Below are 17,901 nucleotides of genomic sequence, written 5' to 3' on the forward strand. Positions count from 1 at the left end.
TACCATGTCAAATAGCCTTCCGATTGAACTCACCTACTGTTTCAATTAGGAAAACACTCCCAACCACTACCATTTAAAGGCGGTCAGGCCATACCGAAACCAACAAACCTTAAGCGCTTTTCTGTTCAAGGATTGCCGTCATGGCAGTCGGGTTGTGCTGGATCAGTTGCAGTAACTTTTGGGTTGGCCCAGTAGGATTGCGACGCTTGGTTTCCCAGCTTTTAACCGTCTCTGTACTTGTGCCAATCAACAGCGCGAATTCATCCCGGTTACGGCCCGTAGCCTCACGGATCGCCCGCACATCAACAGTGTCGTAGGTATGCACAGCGTCAGGATCAGGAGTTTTACCCCCATTCTCAATGGCCACCATTTCTTCAGCGCTGGCCAGCAAATCTGCAAACAGTTCGTCTTTCATCTCATACCCTCACTTCAGCTTGTCAGAGACAGCTTTCAGTAACTGCTTTTGTTCAGTAGTAATGTTGTCGGCTTCGTTCTTGGCGTAGATCATCGCCAGGTACAAACGCCCTGTGATCATAGAGCGGTTGTAATAAATAACTCGAACGCCACCACTTTTCCCCGTACCAGGTCGGGACCACCGCAATTTACGAAAGCCACCGGTTCCGGATATCACGGGCCCCAACTCAGGGTTAACAATCAGAGCTTGCTGCAGCTCCTGATACTCATCATCCTGAAGCAAGTCAGCCCTGCGCTTTCTGAAGCCTTCCAATTCGATAAAGGTAAACACTCAGCCTCCGTGTACAATGTACCCATCATAAACGCCTAGCCAGCCGTTTTCCAGCCGCTGTATTAAAGTGCTTTCGCTTAACTTCCCCTGTTGAATGCCCAGGAAGCAATTGGTCAATACTGCGACTCCAGCATGGCGGGGAATGACGTGACTCTCCAGTGCCACCCGCAAAGCCGCTGCAGATTGCATCAGCGATGTGAAGGGTTCAAACCCCGAAAACCAGTAATAACCAGATGCAGTGTCAAGGGCGCGCAACGAAGTAAGGCACCTTTATGCTGTACCCTTCCTATGGTTATAGAGGAGCTTCAGGCGGAGTGAGCGGAGAGCAAGTTCGACGACAGGCAAGGCCCTAAAGAGACGTCGTAGGCACTGAGGCAGAGGTCATTTTGACTAAATAACGTACAACTTGAAAATCCGGTTTTCGGCACCCTGTTTTGTGAAGAGCGGGCACAATTAAGGCACCATCTACAAAACCAGGGGGTTTTCCGGCGGAAAAAACAAAAAAGCCGACGGTTAAGTCGGCTTCTAAGTTGCTGATTTAACAGCATAAATTCTTGGTAGGACTACCCAGATTCGAACTGGGGACCTCTACCATGTCAAGGTAGCGCTCTAACCAACTGAGCTATAGTCCTGAAGTGCTGCGTATACTACCCAAGGGGTTTTTCTTTGCAAGCCTTTTGTTGAATTTTTTGTTTCAAAAAGAAGGGGTTGGCGGGGTTTTAGCTGCATGAAACGTGTTGGGCGGGGCCCAACCTACGTTGCTGAAAGCAAGCATGACCGCCGAGGTTGCACAGGCTCCAAGCAGTGCGCCCCCGACAGCGGACCAGCAGCAACAGCCGCTAGCTGTTGCTGATCATCTGCTCTTTCATTTCATGCAGTTGGTCGCGCAGTTTGGCGGCGGTTTCAAATTCCAGGTTCTGGGCGGCTTTGAACATCTGGTCTTCCACTTTGGCAACTTCCTTGGCCAGTTGTGCCGCTGGCATGGTGCGCCAGTCGGTGTCGCCGTAGGCTGCGCCCTGCTCTGCCACTTTCTTGCCACGGGTTTTGCCGCCTTTTCCGCGTTTGCCCGGAGGTGGCGCGGCTTCCAGAATGTCTTCAACGGATTTTTTGATGCCTTGCGGGGTGATGCCGTTTTCTTCGTTAAAGGCGATCTGTTTGGCGCGACGGCGTTCGGTTTCGTCCATGGCTTTGCGCATGGAGTCGGTGATGTTGTCGGCGTACAGAATGGCTTTACCGTTTAGGTTTCGGGCGGCACGGCCAATGGTCTGGATCAGTGAACGTTCGGAGCGCAGGAAGCCTTCTTTGTCGGCATCGAAAATCGCTACCAACGACACTTCCGGAATATCCAGGCCTTCCCGCAGCAGGTTAATACCCACCAGTACGTCGAACTCGCCCAAGCGTAGGTCACGGATAATTTCGACCCGCTCAACGGTATCGATGTCGGAGTGCAGATAGCGCACCCGAATTTGTTGTTCGGTAAGGAAATCCGTGAGGTCTTCGGCCATGCGTTTGGTCAGTACAGTAATCAGTACCCGCTCGCCCTTTTCTACTCGCTCGTTCAGTTCGTGCAATACGTCGTCCACCTGGCCTGTGGCTGGGCGCACTTCAATCACAGGGTCAACCAGACCGGTTGGGCGCACGACTTGTTCAACGACGTTGTCCTGATGGTCTTTTTCGTATGGCCCCGGCGTGGCAGATACGAACACGCACTGCGGTACGATGGATTCCCATTCTTCAAAGCGCATCGGACGGTTGTCCAGTGCCGATGGCAAGCGGAAGCCGAATTCCACCAGCGTCTCTTTACGGGAGCGGTCGCCGCGGTACATGCCGCCAATTTGCGGGATGGTGACGTGGGATTCGTCGACGAACACCAGCGCGTCTTTGGGGATGTAGTCAAACAGGGTTGGTGGCGGCGCGCCTTCTTCCCGTCCGGACAAGTAGCGGGAGTAGTTTTCAATACCCGAGCAGTAACCCAGTTCCTGCATCATTTCGATGTCGTAGCGGGTGCGCTGTTCCAGTCGCTGCGCTTCCACCAGCAGGTTATTGTCGCGGAAGTACGTCAGCCGCTCGTCCAGTTCCACCTTGATACCGTCGATGGCGTCCAGAATGCGTTGACGCGGGGTCACGTAGTGGGTTTTTGGGTAGATGGTGACGCGGGCCAGTTTGCTGTAAACCTCTCCAGTCAGCGGGTCGAAGCTGGAGATGTTTTCCACTTCGTCGTCGAACAGCTCAATGCGCACGGCTTCGTCGTCGCTTTCGGCCGGGAACACGTCAATGATCTCGCCGCGCACCCGGTAGGTGCCACGGTGAAAATCCATGTCGTTACGGGTGTACTGCAGTTCGGCCAATCGGCGCAGAATCGTTCGTTGGTCGACCTGATCGCCACGCACCAGGTGCAGCATCATTTTCAGGTACGAATCTGGGTCACCCAGGCCGTAAATGGCCGATACCGTGGCCACAATCACGGCATCACGACGCTCCATCAGCGCTTTGGTGGCCGACAGCCGCATCTGTTCGATGTGTTCGTTCACGGATGCGTCTTTATCAATAAAAGTATCCGACGCTGGTACGTAGGCTTCAGGCTGATAGTAGTCGTAGTAGGAAACGAAGTACTCTACCGCATTGTTCGGAAAGAACTCTTTGAACTCTCCGTACAATTGCGCGGCGAGGGTTTTATTGTGGGCCATAATGATTGCAGGGCGTTGGCACTGCTGAATCACGTTGGCCATGGTGTAGGTTTTACCGGAACCCGTTACCCCCAACAGGGTTTGCTTCAGCAAACCGGCGTTCACGCCGTTTACAAGCCCTTTGATCGCGTTGGGCTGGTCGCCCGCCGGGGCATATTTGGAGTTGAGCTCAAAAGTCTTGCTCATAGGGATTCCAGTATGTCAGTAAATTTAGTAACATTTCGCGGTTTGACAAAATTCCGGGGCAGACATCATTCTGCATTTGCACCTTGCGCTGCCTGAAGCCCCGATTTCTTTTTCCCGCCTGTTTTTGAGGAATACATTTTGGATCTGCAACTGTCTGAACGCGTCCAACAGATCAAGCCCTCTCCAACGCTGGCAGTCACCAACCGTGCTGCCGAATTGCGTGCGGAAGGTAAGGACATTATTGGCCTTGGCGCCGGCGAGCCCGACTTTGATACCCCAGAGCACATCAAGAAAGCTGCTCAGGATGCCATTACCGCGGGTTTCACCAAATACACCGCAGTTGACGGCACTCCGTCCCTCAAACAGGCCATTATCAAGAAGTTCAAGACCGACAACAACCTGGACTACCAGCCAAACCAGATCCTGGTGTCTTGTGGTGGCAAGCAGAGCTTCTTCAACCTGTCACTGGCGTTGCTGAACCCGGGCGATGAAGTCATCATCCCTGCCCCGTACTGGGTGTCTTACCCGGACATGGTACTGATGGGCGAAGGTGTGCCTGTGGTGGTTGAAACCTCCATGGACAACAGCTTCAAGATGACTGCCGCTGAACTGGAAGCCGCCATCACTGAAAAAACCCGTCTGGTGGTTCTGAACAGCCCATCCAACCCTTCCGGTCAGGCTTACAGCCCGGAAGAGCTGAAGGCACTGGCCGACGTCCTGCTGAAGCACCCACAGGCAATGATCGCCACCGACGACATGTATGAGTTGATCTGGTGGGCAGAGTTCGAATTCTGCAACATCCTGAATGTGTGCCCTGAGCTGTACGATCGCACCATCGTGCTGAACGGTGTTTCCAAAGCCTTCAGCATGACGGGCTGGCGTATTGGTTACGCAGCTGGTCCTGCCAAGCTGATCGGCGCGATGAAGAAGATTCAGTCGCAGTCCACGTCCAACCCGACGTCTATTTCTCAGGTAGCGGCGGAAGCAGCACTGAACGGCGGCCACGATTGCATCGAGCCAATGCTGGTTGAGTTCAAGAAGCGTCACGATTATCTGATCGCTGCCCTGAACGAACTGCCAGGCGTTGAGTGCATCACTGGCGACGGCGCTTTCTACGCATTCCCTAGCTTCAAGGGTGCTATGGAAGCCGCAGGCATCGACAGCGATGTGGAATTTGCCGAGAAGATCCTGAATGACGTTGGCGTGGCCATGGTGCCAGGTTCTGCGTTTGGCTCTCCGGGCTTTATGCGTCTGTCGTTCGCGACCAGCATGGAAAAACTGGAAGACGCGATTGCTCGCCTGAAGAAAGCATTGGGCTGATCCAGTAAGCGAGCCTCAGGCATTAAGTAAAAACCCGCTTCGGCGGGTTTTTTATTGGCCTTGAACAGGCCTCAAGGAAAAGACTGCGCAGCCGCTACTTCGGCACCCCACCCTATTTCTTCTTGTACTTGCTGGCCTCTCGCTCTTCCTTGCCAACATACTCGTCGACATATCGACCATCGAGCTTACGGCGCTCATCCACAATGGCCTTGAGGGCTTGGGTATCAACCCAGAGTTGAGGGTAACGATACAGCTGCTCGTTACATTCAACGGCATCGCGTGGCTGAACTTCGTACCAATTACCGTCGTAATAAACCTCGAAACCCTCGCCGTTCATACGGCCCAGGATTTCATAATCGCCCTGTGTCGCGCCTTCATCGACACCAAACGGCAGTGCCAATCCGCGCTCCAGGCTCACCGCCACCAGATTATCGGTTGCGTGCAACCCCACTGCAGGCGCCCAGTTTTCCAGCGCTACACGCACGTCGCGATGGCCATCCCGCTGAATAAGGACGCCCTTCTCAACCAGACTGTCGTCAATTGTGTCGTGGAAATGAATGCTTAAACCAGGGCAAATAAAGTACTGCAGGGACTTGAGTTCGCTGATGGTCAGTTGCTCTTGCTGACGCAGCTCTTGCGTCATTGGAATGTAGCTATTGCCACTGCAACCACTGATCGCCAAACAGGCAGCCACACCAAACCAGTTGAATTTGTTCATTCCTGACGGGATTCCCTGACGTTAGGCGCCCAACAAGAACAGTGGGCGGTTTCTTTGGCAAAACTGTACCGCAAGCAACGCGGAGCCTACCAGTCCATTTCTTCCTTCACGAACGGAATGGTCAATTTGCGCTTTTGACTGAGCGAAGCCGCATCCAGCACATCGAGAATATCCGACAGCCCTTCCATCGCTTCCGGCCCTCGGGAGACGATAAAACGCGCCACATCCTCAGCCAGTACAATGCCACGCTGTCGTGCACGCAATACCAGCGCCAGTGCCCGCTCTTCCGGATGAAGAGACTGCAAGTGGTAGGTCACCCCCCACTGCAAGCGGGACTTCAAGTCCGGCAGCCGTAGATGAATGGTTTGCGGAGAATCCTGAGCAGCAATGATCAGATGGCCGTCGTTGTCCTGCACCCGATTGAACAGGTGAAACAACGCCAATTCCCAGGCATCGTCACCCAGCACTGAATCGAGGTCATCCAGCACCACCAGAGGGTATTGCTCCATCGAATCCAGCACATCCGGGCCGTAATCCTTCAGCTCTTTCAGTGGTAAGAACACACTGCGATGACCCAGGCCATCGGCATAGTGGCAGGCGGCCTGCAACAAGTGACTGCGGCCGCTGCCTGGCTCACCCCAAATAAACAGGTAGGCATCGCCTGAGGTGGTCCACTGACGCTGCAACGCCTGAATCAATTCCTCGTTGGGACCAGCGTAGAAGTTGGCGATTCGGGCATCATCCCGAACACTGACAGAAAGGGTTAGTTGAGGATGCTGCGTCGCCATGATTCAGGGATTCCAGATCAATTCACCAGTGTCTGCATCCTTGCGAATGCGTCGGTCCAGCACAATGTTGGCCAGCACCTGTTGCCAATCGGCCTTGAGGCTAACAGCCAGGGTCAGCACGTCGTCCTGAACAGCTGTCACCGCCACGTCCGACACACCGGATACAGAGCCTACCAGGCGCAACAGCTGTTGATAGTCACTGTAGTCCGCTACGCCTGCTACTGACATGGTTTGAGCATCACCCGGCACCGCATCCAGATTCGCCACCACCCCAAAGCGCCCGGAGAAGTATGCAGCGACCGCAGCGGCCAGCACATCCGCGCCTTGCTCCGGAGTTTCTGCCCGCTCGGAAATGCTGACGGAATCGTTGCCGTAGGTGAGGTAACCATCCACTCGCCAGTAATCCGCAAACGGCATCACCCGGGCAGCAACCACAGCGGGCGTGTCGTAGCGCTCGGAAGCGGCTTTGATATCAGAGCGGAACATACCAAACAGCCGACCAACCGGCAGCGCCAGACTGTCTTCAAGATCACCGACCGGAAAGACAACCGGCAAGCCGTAGGATTCAAAGGCGTCGTCGGCATGGTGTTCTGCGGCACTCGATTCATCCAGCGCGATTCGGCCGGAATCAGTCACCACACCCAACCAAACCAGCACCTGAGGACGATGGTCGCCCCACACAGGCAGCTGCTGACTGGCCAACCACTCATTAATTTGGGTTCGGCGGAAACGAGCATTCAATTCAAGTCCTTGCTCACCATCGTCGAGCGACTGGTAACCAAAGCCTTCCAGATACACCCGGGAAATCTCGTCTGCGCTGAAACCGGGGTCAATTACTTTACCCGATACCCGGCCAATCACTTGCTGCATGGCTAGCGGCAGCGCGTCCATTCGAGCAGCAGGTGTACGGTCCGGCACCACCACACCCACTTCATATAAATCATCAACAACAACAGCTTGCGCCGACCCCAGGGTCAGCAGCCATACACACACACTCAAAAGCACTGATCGCACTAAGATCACCTTGTGTCATCCTGAAACAGTCGAATCCGGGCGCCATTTCATCAACCACCCTCTGTTAACCAATCGGCAGTTGTGGCTCACCTCACCCACAGAATGGTGACCGGGTCGAATTCGGGGCGCTATTGTGCCACGCCCTTGCCACTTGCCCAAGTCACCCACCCTAACCTGCCTCAATTTGTGAATTCCGCTGAACTTGTGGCGGAATAATTCGCCTTTTTTTGCCACAGCGGGTGAAGTTGACCCGACAAATCGCTAGAATACGCCGCTAAATTTGTAGCCCTCCATGTGAATGAGCATGTCTGAATCCAAATCCCTTAGTTATAAAGACGCAGGCGTTGATATCGACGCAGGCAATGCACTGGTAGACCGAATCAAGGACGTTGCCAAACGTACCCGCCGCCCTGAAGTTATGGCCGGCCTGGGTGGTTTTGGCGCCCTGTTCGAGCTGCCGCAAGGTTACCACCAACCGGTACTGGTTTCCGGCACCGACGGTGTTGGCACCAAGCTGCGTCTGGCGATGGATCTGGCCAAGCACGACAGCATTGGTATCGACCTGGTCGCCATGTGCGTGAACGACCTGGTTGTTGCTGGCGCTGAGCCACTGTTCTTCCTCGACTACTACGCCACAGGTCACCTGAACGTAGACGTTGCTGCTGCCGTGGTTTCCGGCATCGGCGAAGGCTGTGAACAAGCAGGTGCTGCTCTGGTTGGCGGTGAAACCGCCGAAATGCCAGGCATGTACGAAGGCGAAGATTACGATCTGGCCGGTTTCTGTGTGGGCATCGTTGAGAAAGCCGACATCATCGACGGCACCAAGGTACAGGCTGGTGACAAGCTGATTGCTCTGGCATCCAGCGGTCCACACTCCAACGGTTACTCCCTGGTTCGCAAGATTCTGGAAGTATCCAATGCCGACCTGAACGAAGACGTTGATGGCGTACCTCTGGCTGATGCCCTGATGGCACCAACCAAGATCTACGTTAAGCCAGTTCTGCAACTGATCAACGCCTCTGACGTTCACGCCCTGTCCCACATCACCGGTGGTGGCTTCCAGGAAAACATTCCTCGCGTACTGCCAGAAAACTGCAAGGCTGTAATCGACACCAACAGCTGGCGCTGGCCTGCCGTATTTGAATGGCTGCAGAAAGCCGGCAACGTTGAAACTGCCGAAATGTTCCGCACCTTCAACTGTGGCGTTGGCATGATCATCGCTCTGCCAGAAGACAAGGCTGACCAGGCCATTGCCCTGCTGAACGCCGAAGGTGAACAAGCCTGGCTGATTGGTGAAATCACTGAAAAAACCGCTGACGAAGCGGCAGTCGAGTTCACAGGTAACCGCACCGTATGATGACCGATGGCGCGCTGGATCTTCCGCGTATTGTGATTCTGATCTCCGGCACTGGCAGCAACATGGTTGCCATTGCCGATGCGGTGAAAGACGGCGCAATGGACGCCATGGTTGCAGGTGTTATCTGCAACCGTCCGGACGCGCCCGGCATGCAGTACGCACGGGATCGTGATATTCCTGTTGAATTGGTCGACCACAAGGCGTTCGATAGCCGTGAAGAATTCGATGTTGCACTGATGCGCGCCATCGACGACTTCGCCCCGGACCTGGTGGTACTGGCTGGCTTTATGCGCATTCTGACGCCGGAATTTACCCGCCACTACCATGGCCGCATGATCAATATTCACCCGTCCCTGCTGCCGAAGTATCAGGGCCTGAATACTCATCAACGTGCTATTGATGCTGGCGATAGCGAACACGGCGTATCGGTTCACTTTGTTACCGAAGAATTGGACGGCGGCCCAGTCATCGCTCAAGCCATTGTGCCTGTAACAGCCGATGACAGCGCCGACAGCCTCAAAGGAAAGGTACAGAAACAGGAACATATTCTGTACCCGATCGTGGTGAAATGGTTCATTCAGGGCCGCTTGGGCATGAATAGCGACGGCGCAACCATTGACGGTAAACCAATTCCACAATTCGGACTCAAACTGACAGACCAGTAATTACAAACCCCATCACAGAGAGGATTGCTGTGAGAATAATTGCCCCCCTGGCCTGTAGTCTGATTGTTGCAGCTTCTTCAGTGTTTGCTGACGAAGCTGCCCCTTCCCAACCGCCTTCATCCATCCCGGCCCCTGCCAATTACGCAGACGCCAAGTCGTCGTTTCAATTGCAGCCGTACTCCGCGCGTTACAGCAGTGAATACGATTTTGGCTGGTTCAGCTTCGACATCGATGCCGAGCGCACGCTCAAGCAGGAAAACGATGGCAGCTGGTTGATGGTATTTGAGGCCGAAGCCTCAGCTGGCAGCATTCGGGAAACCACCCACTTCCAACTGGAAGATGGCCAGATTCATCCGCTGAAGTACACCTACGACGCCAGCGGACTGATTCAGGAAGACGATCAACGCCTGTTGTTTGATTACGACCAGCGCACGGTTCTGGATCAGAAGAAGGGACGCTCCTTTGCAGATAAGTGGCAGGACGACCTGCAAGACAAGCTGAGCTATATGCAGCAAATCAGCATTGATTTGGCCAATGGCAAACGGGCACTCGACTACCCGGTATTTGAAAAGCACCGGGTAAAGCAGTACACCTTTGAAATTGTGGCCGAAGAACAGCTGAACACCCAAATTGGCAAGCTTGATACCCTCAAGCTGAAACAAAAGCGCAGCGACAACCGGGAAATCGTGGCCTGGGTAGCCAAAGACAAGGACTACTTGTTAGTCCGCCTGGTTGATCGTAAAAAAGGCAAAAAGCGCTATCAAATTGATCTAGTGAGCACTACCCTCTGACGCTCACGCGTTTTCTGGAAGACACCCATGCGACTCAGCGACGTCGACATCGAACACCGCCTGGAACAGGGCTCCATCGCCATTGAGCCTGCTCCTGGCCCAGACTCCATTGCAGGCATCAGCGTCGACCTGCGCCTTGATCATCGCTTCCGGGTGTTCAGCAACAACTCAGCAACCCATCTCGACCTTTCCGGCGAAAAAGCCCAGCTTGAGCGCGACATTGATCGCATCATGAGCAAGGAAATCGAGATTGCCGAAAACGACGCCCTGTACATCCACCCGGGTGAACTGGTTCTTGGTGCGACCATGGAATCCGTTACCATTCCCGACGACCTGGTTGGCTGGCTGGATGGCCGTAGCTCACTGGCCCGACTGGGTCTGGTGGTTCACCTGACCGCTGGCCGTATTGATCCGGGCTGGGACGGCCAGATCGTGCTGGAGTTTTACAACAACGGCAAACTGCCACTGGCACTGCGCCCGGGCATGTCGATTTGTGCACTGTCGTTTGAAACCCTCAGCAGCCCGGCGGCTCGCCCATACAACAAACGCGTTAACGCCAAGTACAAGGGCCAAAAGGGTGCGGTGTTCAGTCGCATCGCCAAAGACTGATCAGAAAACAACCAAAACCCTGCTCGAATCCGGTGGGTGCTCCGTGCAAATGCATTGAACACCCGCTAACTTACTGAAAGCATTAATTTTTTTGAAAAAAACTCGGCCAAAGGCGTTGACAGCGAAATCCGCAGCCGTATAATGCGCACCACTTGCTAATGATGTTCCCCGATAGCTCAGTCGGTAGAGCAGTAGACTGTTAATCTATTGGTCGCTGGTTCAAGTCCAGCTCGGGGAGCCAGCAAGTAAATCTTTGGTTCGGATCTTTCCGAACAATCAATTCAGGATTCGTCCTGATGTGTGTTCCCCGATAGCTCAGTCGGTAGAGCAGTAGACTGTTAATCTATTGGTCGCTGGTTCAAGTCCAGCTCGGGGAGCCATTCTTTTTTCTCTGTTCTGAGAAGCATCTTCTAAAATCACGTTTCGAACTAGCTGCCTGATCAATTTCAATTGGGTTAATTTTGCTATTCATCGTGCTCTTGCAGACCTACACCCTCCAGGTTTAAAGCCACAGCGCAGGTACAAAAAAAGCCCGCACCGGAATAACCAGAGCGGGCCTTATGGGTAATCAGAGATCAATCGCTGCCGAACAGGTCGCGAGTATAGATCTTGTCCTGAACATCGCGGATATCGTCGTTGACGCGGTTAGCGATAATAACGTCCGAGAGCTTCTTGAACTCTTCCAAATCCTTGATCACACGAGAACTGAAGAACTCGTCTTCTTCCATTACCGGCTCGTACACCACCACTTCAATACCCTTGGCCTTGATGCGTTTCATCACACCCTGAATCGCCGAGGCACGGAAGTTATCGGAACCGGATTTCATCACCAGACGATAGATACCCACCACTTTTGGCTGACGGGCAATCACGCTATCGGCAATAAAGTCCTTACGCGTACTGTTGGAATCCACAATGGCACGAATCAGGTTATTCGGTACTTCATTGAAGTTGGCCAACAACTGCTTGGTGTCTTTCGGCAGACAATAACCGCCATAACCAAACGACGGGTTGTTGTAATGATCGCCAATGCGCGGATCAAGACCCACACCCTGAATGATCTGACGAGTATCCAGACCGTGAGTCTGGGCATAGGTGTCCAGCTCGTTAAAGTAGGCCACACGCATGGCCAGATAGGTGTTCGAGAACAGCTTGACCGCTTCTGCTTCGGTGGAATCGGTAAACAGGGTCTCTACGTCTTTCTTAATGGCACCTTCTTTCAGCAAAGCAGCAAAGCGCTCTGCTCGCTCGCTGCGCTCACCAATGATTACCCGTGACGGATACAGGTTGTCGTACAACGCCTTGCCTTCACGCAGAAACTCCGGTGAGAAGATGATGTTGTCGGTACCCAGCTCTTCCTTGATGCGCTTGGTGTAACCCACCGGAATGGTGGATTTGATGACCATCACGGCATCCGGATTAATTGCCACTACATCGCGGATTACCGCTTCAACTGAACGAGTATTGAAATAGTTATTCTGGGTGTCGTAATCCGTTGGCGTAGCAATCACCACGAACTCAGCGCCCTGATACGCCAACTCTTTATCAAGCGTGGCCGTCAGGTTCAGCTCATGGTTAGCAAAGTAGTCTTCAATCTCCGCATCAACAATAGGCGACTGCCGACGGTTAAGCATGTCGACTTTCTCGGGAACAATGTCCAGTGCCACAACTTCATTATGCTGGGCCAGCAAAACGGCATTGGACAAACCAACGTAACCAGTCCCTGCTACGGCAATTTTCATCTCGAATTTCCTGTCTGTAGTACGAATTCCTGGAGGTGAGGATCAAGCCAAACTGGACAAGATCAACTCACACGCGGCAGCCGGGTCGTCAGCTTGCGTGATCGGACGGCCAATCACCATGTAGTCCACACCCGCGGCAACGGCCGCTTCCGGCGTCATAATGCGCTTCTGATCCTGGGCAGCAGCCCATTCAGGACGAATGCCTGGCGTCACGGTTTTAAAGTCAGCACCACAGCCAGAACGAATAATATCGATCTCGTTGGCGGAACATACCACGCCATCCAAACCCGAAGATTGAGCCAGCTTCGCCAAACGCTCCACTTGCTGAGCTGGCGTCACATCAAGGCCCATTTCCGCCATATCGGACTGGTCCATGGAGGTCAGTACCGTCACACCAATCAGCAGCGGCTGATGACGCTTCTTTTCCAGCTCATTACGAGCAGTTTCCATCATCTTGCGACCGCCACTGGCATGCACATTGACCATCCAGACACCCAGGTCTGCAGCCACACCGACAGCCTTGGCGCAGGTGTTCGGGATATCGTGAAATTTCAGATCGAGGAAGACGTCAAAGCCAAGACCATGCAGCTGTTCCAGAATGGCCGGGCCAGAAGCGGTATACAGCTCCTTGCCAACCTTGACGCGGCAGCGCGACGGATCAAGAGAACGGGCCATGTTCATGGCGCCATCAATAGAAGGGTAATCGAGGGCTACAACAATCGGAGACAGTGTGGTCATAAATCTTCAAACGCAATGGTAGATGGGCGCGCCGAGGTAAGTGCTTTCAGACTGGCCCAGTCAGAACAACTGGGGCAACGCCAGTGGAACTGCCTGGCCTTGAAGCCGCAGTGCCCACAGACATAGGCAGGTTCCTCGGCCCTGATGCGCTGGAGCATACCATAGACCCCCTGAGCCTGCGACTCAGTGAGCTGCCGCTGAAAGGTCAAAATCAACCCCAGCATGGCCACATAACCTGAATAAGAAGGATGGGCTTCGAGGTCTTCAATAAAGGTTTGCAACGCGGTGTCGGTGTCTTTTTCCGAGGCCAGCGCTTCCGCCTTGGCGACCAGTGCCGGTACGTATTCCAGCGCAACGTCGTGACGCTGCAAGTGCGCCAGCAACCCCTGTAAATCCTCCAACTGGCGAAACGATTCAACCAGCGAATCCAGCAGGGCAATAATGCTGCCCGAATCCAGATCCAGCGCCTTCAGATAGCAACGAATAGCCTCGTTGAACTCATGCTGATGAAACGCCATATCCCCCAGCACCACGTAGGCCCGAGCACAGCGGGAATCGGCTTTCAGTGCCTGACGGCACAACTGGCGGGTTTCAATGTAGTCGCCACGCGCACTGCTGCGCACAGCAAGCTCACAAGCAGCATGGGCAATACGCTTTTGAATGGCCGCTTGAGAGGGAAACTTTTTCTGCTGGCTCAATTCGAGAATATTCTGCCACTCACCCTCTTCTTCCATGATCTGCAACAGGGTAATGGCGGCTTTCTCCTGCACTTTTCCCTTACTGGCCAACAGTTCGATCAACAGGCGCTCGGCACGATCGTGCAAGCCAGCAGCGGAATAATCCAGTGCCAACTCCAGCTCCAGTTCTTGCAGAACCTGTTTGTTCAGATCGGTACGGGCAAAGAGGTTTTGATGCAAGTGAATGGCGCGTTCGACTTCGCCTTTCTCACGCAGGCTTTTGCCCAGCTTGAGGAAGATTTCGACCATGTCGTCATCGAGGGATTGAGCGCTGACCAGTCGCTTCAGAGCGACGTCGGAGTTTTGCGAAAAAATAAGTTCGACACTGGGAATCCAGTCGGGAGATTGCCTGGCGGTGGCGGACTTGGCCGAACGTCGACCCAGAAACCAGCCAGCTGCCGTGCCCGTCAACACCAAAAGGAAGACAAGCAAAGATTCAATCATAGCAAGGGGACCAATGGTAAGGCGCCTACGGCAAGCGGCTCAGCCGCTCCTCGGTGCTGTCGAGTTGCTTTTGCAAACGTTTGATCTGACGTTTTTTTGTGGCAATAGAATAACTCGCCACCAGAATTCCGACCATACAGCCAAAGGCCAATACCAACCCGAACCACAACGCCAAAGGCAATTCGACAGCAGAGCCTGTCAAAAAGTAGACCGCGGTTAACGTGCTGTTCTGCACTGCAAAGGCAATACAGTACACGAACACCAACGCGAACGAGATGATGCTAAGGATGATCCTCAGTTTCTTGAGCATAATAGATCCTGAACTCAGGCAGATTCCTGCAAGGCGTCATTCACCTGGTCACGCAAATCCTTGCCAGGCTTGAAGTGCGGGACAAACTTGCCCTTCAACTCCACTGCTTCGCCCGTTTTCGGGTTACGTCCCTTGCGTGGAGCCCGGTAATGCAGTGAAAAACTGCCAAACCCACGGATCTCGATGCGCTCTCCGGAAGACAGCGACAACGACATATAATCCAGCATGGTTTTCACAGCCAGCTCAACATCTTTGGGCGACAACTGGGGTTGTCTTGTAACGATACGCTCAATCAGTTCCGACTTGGTCACAGCACATTCCTCCGTGAGGTGACTGCCTGACGATAAATTGTCGTTAAATCATGCAGTTAGCTTGCGCTAATTGCAACCTTGGATCATCAATTGAGCAGTTCGGTCATAAAAGTTTCTCAATAAGTCACATCTGCAGCCGGTTTGTAACCTGTGTTTCATCAGCAAGCACCAAACCGCAGGCATAAAAAAACCCGCCGAAGCGGGTTTTTTATCAGGCTACAACTTAGTCTTTCTGACCCAGTTGTTCCTTGATCAGGTCACCGATGGTGGTCGGGCCAGCAGCAGTTTCAGCTTCTGCTTTAGCACGAACATCTTTCAGAGCCTGACGGTCTTCAGCAGAATCCTTGGCACGAACAGAGATGTTCAGAGCGCGGTTCTTGCGGTCAACCAGAGTGATAGCAGCTTCAACTTCGTCGCCTTCGTTCAGAACGGCACGAGCGTCTTCTACTTTGTCACGGCTGATTTCAGACGCTTTCAGTACAGCTTCAACGCCTGGAGCAACTTCAACGATAGCGGCTTTGGCATCTACAGAGATAACCTTACCAGTAACGATGGCGCCCTTGTCGTTTTCAGCAACGTAGTCGTTGAACGGATCGCTTTCCAGCTGCTTCACGCCCAGGGAGATACGCTCACGCTCTGGATCGATAGACAGGATAACAGTTTCCAGTTCGTCGCCTTTCTTGTAGTTACGAACGGCTTCTTCGCCGCTGTCGTTCCAGGAAATGTCAGACAGGTGAACCAGACCGTCGATGCCGCCGTCCAGACCGATGAAGATACCGAAGTCAGTGATAGACTTGATCTTACCGGAGATCTTGTCGCCCTTGTTGAACTGGGTGCCGAAAGCTTCCCATGGGTTCATGGTGCACTGCTTGATACCCAGGGAGATACGACGACGCTCTTCGTCGATATCCAGAACCATTACGTCGATCTCGTCGCCAACCTGAACAACCTTGGATGGGTGGATGTTCTTGTTGGTCCAATCCATTTCGGATACGTGAACCAGACCTTCAACACCTTCTTCCAGCTCAGCGAAGCAGCCGTAGTCAGTCAGGTTGGTTACGCGAGCCTTAACAATGGCATTCTCTGGGTAACGATCGTTGATGCTTACCCATGGATCGTCGCCCAGCTGCTTCAGACCCAGAGAAACGCGGTTGCGCTCACGGTCGAACTTCAGAACCTTAACGTCGATCTCGTCACCAACGGCAACGATTTCAGATGGGTGCTTGATGCGCTTCCAAGCCATGTCAGTGATGTGCAGCAGGCCGTCAACACCGCCCAGATCTACGAACGCGCCGTAGTCGGTCAGGTTCTTGACGATACCCTTAACAGACTGACCTTCTTGCAGGTTAGCCAGCAGCTCTTCACGTTCCTGGGAGTTAGCAGCTTCCAGAACAGCACGACGGGAAACAACAACGTTGTTACGCTTGGCGTCCAGCTTGATAACCTTGAATTCCAGCTCTTTACCTTCCAGGTGAGCGGTGTCACGTACTGGACGTACGTCAACCAGGGAACCTGGCAGGAAGGCACGGATATTTTTCAGATCAACGGTGAAACCACCCTTAACCTTACCGTTGATGATACCGGTAACCAGTTCTTCAGCTTCGAAGGCTTTTTCCAGCTCTTTCCAGCTTTCAGCACGCTTGGCTTTTTCACGGGACAGTTTGGTTTCACCGAAACCATCTTCAACCGCTTCCAGGGAAACCTGGGTTTCATCACCGATTGCAACTTCCAGTTCGCCTTTTTCGTTCAGGAACTGGCTGCGCGGAATAACAGCTTCGGACTTCAGGCCGGAGTTCACAGTCACCCAGTCGCTGTCGATGTCAACAACGGTACCGGTAACGATAGAACCTGGCTGCATGTCCAGTTCTTTCAAGGATTCTTCAAACAGATCAGCAAAGCTTTCGCTCATGAATAACACCTATAAGTGTGCGTGTATCCGCTAAAGGATTGGGCGGATAGCGACGCTTTCCAAATGGCCAGACATTTGGGGTTAGTCAGACAAAAAATTCACTGCGCTTCGGGCTCCTTACGGCAGGAGGCTGGCAAACGCAGTTAATTTCATCTCAGATCAGTCCTGCTTTGCGAACAAGTTCGACCACCTGTTCACACACTTCGTCGATTGAAAGTTCAGTACTATCAATAACTTGGGCGTCTTCAGCAGGTCTCAACGGAGCCACAGCACGGTTGCTGTCACGCTCATCGCGAGCTCGGATGTCTTCGATAAGGGCGGGTAAACTAGCATCTATTCCCTTGTCAAGCAACTGTTTGAAGCGGCGCTGGCCGCGTTCCTCTGCGCTTGCGGTCAGGAAAACCTTGACGTTGGCATCGGTGAAAACCACCGTGCCCATGTCACGGCCATCGGCAATTAACCCGGGATGTGTGCGGAAATCACGCTGACGTTGCAGCAACGCTTCACGCACCGCTGGCAGCGCAGCCACCTGCGACGCCAGACTGCCGACTTCTTCGGTACGAATCGTGGTGGTCACGTCTTCGCCTTCCAGAATCACTTCCACGCCCTGTGGAGTTGGCACAAAGCGTACGTCCAGATTGGCCGCCACCGCACTGACGTTTGGCTCATCATCCAGGGCAATGCCCTTGCGATCGGCCGCCAGACCGGTAATGCGATACAAGGCACCGCTGTCCAGCAGGTGCCATTGCAGTTGCTCTGCCAGGCGGGCACACACTGTGCCCTTGCCTGCGCCGGATGGTCCATCAATGGTGATTACAGCGGCCATGTCC

Annotated in this window: 18 protein-coding genes and 3 tRNA genes; 7 read left to right on the forward strand and 14 right to left on the reverse strand. The window is 53.6% G+C overall.

What is annotated here, in order from left to right; genetic code table 11:
* Positions 1 to 109 precede the first annotated feature (109 nt).
* The 4 genes from nadS to uvrB form a co-directional block, all read right to left on the reverse strand.
* Positions 110 to 415, reverse strand: a complete 306-nt coding sequence (gene nadS, locus ACXADJ_RS08785) for a NadS family protein (protein WP_475064876.1) — start codon at positions 413 to 415, stop codon at positions 110 to 112.
* A 9-nt stretch (positions 416 to 424) separates the two neighbouring features.
* Positions 425 to 745: a type II toxin-antitoxin system RelE/ParE family toxin gene (locus ACXADJ_RS08790; protein WP_475064879.1), complete on the reverse strand. Its 321-nt coding sequence runs from the start codon at positions 743 to 745 to the stop codon at positions 425 to 427.
* 555 nt (positions 746 to 1,300) lie between these two features.
* Positions 1,301 to 1,377 (reverse strand) — tRNA-Val (locus ACXADJ_RS08795).
* A 207-nt stretch (positions 1,378 to 1,584) separates the two neighbouring features.
* Positions 1,585 to 3,618: an excinuclease ABC subunit UvrB gene (gene uvrB, locus ACXADJ_RS08800; protein ID WP_475064881.1), complete on the reverse strand. Its 2,034-nt coding sequence runs from the start codon at positions 3,616 to 3,618 to the stop codon at positions 1,585 to 1,587.
* Between the two features lie 135 nt (positions 3,619 to 3,753).
* On the opposite strand from uvrB, the gene ACXADJ_RS08805 reads away from it, so the two are divergent.
* Positions 3,754 to 4,938 (forward strand): pyridoxal phosphate-dependent aminotransferase, encoded by a 1,185-nt coding sequence (locus ACXADJ_RS08805; protein ID WP_475068168.1) that lies wholly within the window; start codon positions 3,754 to 3,756, stop codon positions 4,936 to 4,938.
* 112 nt (positions 4,939 to 5,050) lie between these two features.
* Here ACXADJ_RS08805 and ACXADJ_RS08810 read toward each other — a convergent pair whose 3' ends face one another.
* The 3 genes from ACXADJ_RS08810 to ACXADJ_RS08820 form a co-directional block, all read right to left on the reverse strand.
* On the reverse strand, positions 5,051 to 5,656 hold the full coding sequence (locus tag ACXADJ_RS08810) for a hypothetical protein (RefSeq protein WP_475064884.1): 606 nt from the start codon (positions 5,654 to 5,656) through the stop codon (positions 5,051 to 5,053).
* Between the two features lie 86 nt (positions 5,657 to 5,742).
* Positions 5,743 to 6,444: a DnaA regulatory inactivator Hda gene (gene hda / locus ACXADJ_RS08815; protein ID WP_028292703.1), complete on the reverse strand. Its 702-nt coding sequence runs from the start codon at positions 6,442 to 6,444 to the stop codon at positions 5,743 to 5,745.
* Positions 6,445 to 6,447: 3 nt separating this feature from the next.
* On the reverse strand, positions 6,448 to 7,458 hold the full coding sequence (locus ACXADJ_RS08820) for a DUF2066 domain-containing protein (protein ID WP_475064887.1): 1,011 nt from the start codon (positions 7,456 to 7,458) through the stop codon (positions 6,448 to 6,450).
* A 304-nt stretch (positions 7,459 to 7,762) separates the two neighbouring features.
* Here ACXADJ_RS08820 and purM point away from each other — a divergent pair, with 304 nt between their 5' ends.
* From purM to ACXADJ_RS08850, 6 genes are all read left to right on the forward strand, one after another.
* Positions 7,763 to 8,815, forward strand: coding sequence for a phosphoribosylformylglycinamidine cyclo-ligase (purM, locus tag ACXADJ_RS08825; protein WP_475064889.1), 1,053 nt, complete (start codon positions 7,763 to 7,765; stop codon positions 8,813 to 8,815).
* On the forward strand, positions 8,812 to 9,480 hold the full coding sequence (purN, locus tag ACXADJ_RS08830) for a phosphoribosylglycinamide formyltransferase (protein ID WP_475064890.1): 669 nt from the start codon (positions 8,812 to 8,814) through the stop codon (positions 9,478 to 9,480). The genes purM and purN overlap by 4 nt, the downstream gene beginning before the upstream one ends.
* 29 nt (positions 9,481 to 9,509) lie before the next feature.
* On the forward strand, positions 9,510 to 10,271 hold the full coding sequence (locus ACXADJ_RS08835; RefSeq protein ID WP_475064892.1) for a DUF3108 domain-containing protein: 762 nt from the start codon (positions 9,510 to 9,512) through the stop codon (positions 10,269 to 10,271).
* A gap of 27 nt (positions 10,272 to 10,298) precedes the next feature.
* Positions 10,299 to 10,880 carry a dCTP deaminase gene (dcd, locus tag ACXADJ_RS08840; RefSeq protein WP_028292708.1) on the forward strand — a complete coding sequence of 194 codons (582 nt, stop codon included), beginning with the start codon at positions 10,299 to 10,301 and terminating at the stop codon, positions 10,878 to 10,880.
* Positions 10,881 to 11,045: 165 nt separating this feature from the next.
* Positions 11,046 to 11,121 (forward strand) — tRNA-Asn (locus ACXADJ_RS08845).
* Between the two features lie 63 nt (positions 11,122 to 11,184).
* A tRNA-Asn gene (locus ACXADJ_RS08850) sits at positions 11,185 to 11,260 on the forward strand.
* Between the two features lie 195 nt (positions 11,261 to 11,455).
* Here the strand turns inward: ACXADJ_RS08850 and ACXADJ_RS08855 are convergent.
* The 7 genes from ACXADJ_RS08855 to cmk all read right to left on the reverse strand — a co-directional run bounded on the left by ACXADJ_RS08855 (position 11,456) and on the right by cmk (position 17,897).
* Positions 11,456 to 12,622 (reverse strand): nucleotide sugar dehydrogenase, encoded by a 1,167-nt coding sequence (locus ACXADJ_RS08855; protein WP_475064895.1) that lies wholly within the window; start codon positions 12,620 to 12,622, stop codon positions 11,456 to 11,458.
* 42 nt (positions 12,623 to 12,664) lie between these two features.
* On the reverse strand, positions 12,665 to 13,360 hold the full coding sequence (pyrF, locus tag ACXADJ_RS08860; protein WP_475064897.1) for an orotidine-5'-phosphate decarboxylase: 696 nt from the start codon (positions 13,358 to 13,360) through the stop codon (positions 12,665 to 12,667).
* Positions 13,357 to 14,541, reverse strand: coding sequence for a tetratricopeptide repeat protein (locus ACXADJ_RS08865; RefSeq protein WP_475064899.1), 1,185 nt, complete (start codon positions 14,539 to 14,541; stop codon positions 13,357 to 13,359). Before ACXADJ_RS08865 ends, pyrF begins: the two co-directional genes overlap by 4 nt.
* A gap of 25 nt (positions 14,542 to 14,566) precedes the next feature.
* Positions 14,567 to 14,851 (reverse strand): LapA family protein, encoded by a 285-nt coding sequence (locus tag ACXADJ_RS08870; protein WP_028292712.1) that lies wholly within the window; start codon positions 14,849 to 14,851, stop codon positions 14,567 to 14,569.
* 14 nt (positions 14,852 to 14,865) lie between these two features.
* A complete protein-coding gene (ihfB, locus tag ACXADJ_RS08875) occupies positions 14,866 to 15,162 on the reverse strand; it encodes an integration host factor subunit beta (RefSeq protein ID WP_028292713.1) in 297 nt (98 codons plus the stop codon).
* A gap of 223 nt (positions 15,163 to 15,385) precedes the next feature.
* Positions 15,386 to 17,071 (reverse strand): 30S ribosomal protein S1, encoded by a 1,686-nt coding sequence (gene rpsA, locus ACXADJ_RS08880; protein ID WP_475064902.1) that lies wholly within the window; start codon positions 17,069 to 17,071, stop codon positions 15,386 to 15,388.
* Positions 17,072 to 17,225: 154 nt separating this feature from the next.
* Positions 17,226 to 17,897 carry a (d)CMP kinase gene (gene cmk / locus ACXADJ_RS08885; RefSeq protein ID WP_475064903.1) on the reverse strand — a complete coding sequence of 224 codons (672 nt, stop codon included), beginning with the start codon at positions 17,895 to 17,897 and terminating at the stop codon, positions 17,226 to 17,228.
* Positions 17,898 to 17,901: the final 4 nt, after the last annotated feature.

The sequence above is a fragment of the Oceanobacter sp. ABM4_470 genome (genome assembly GCF_056158645.1).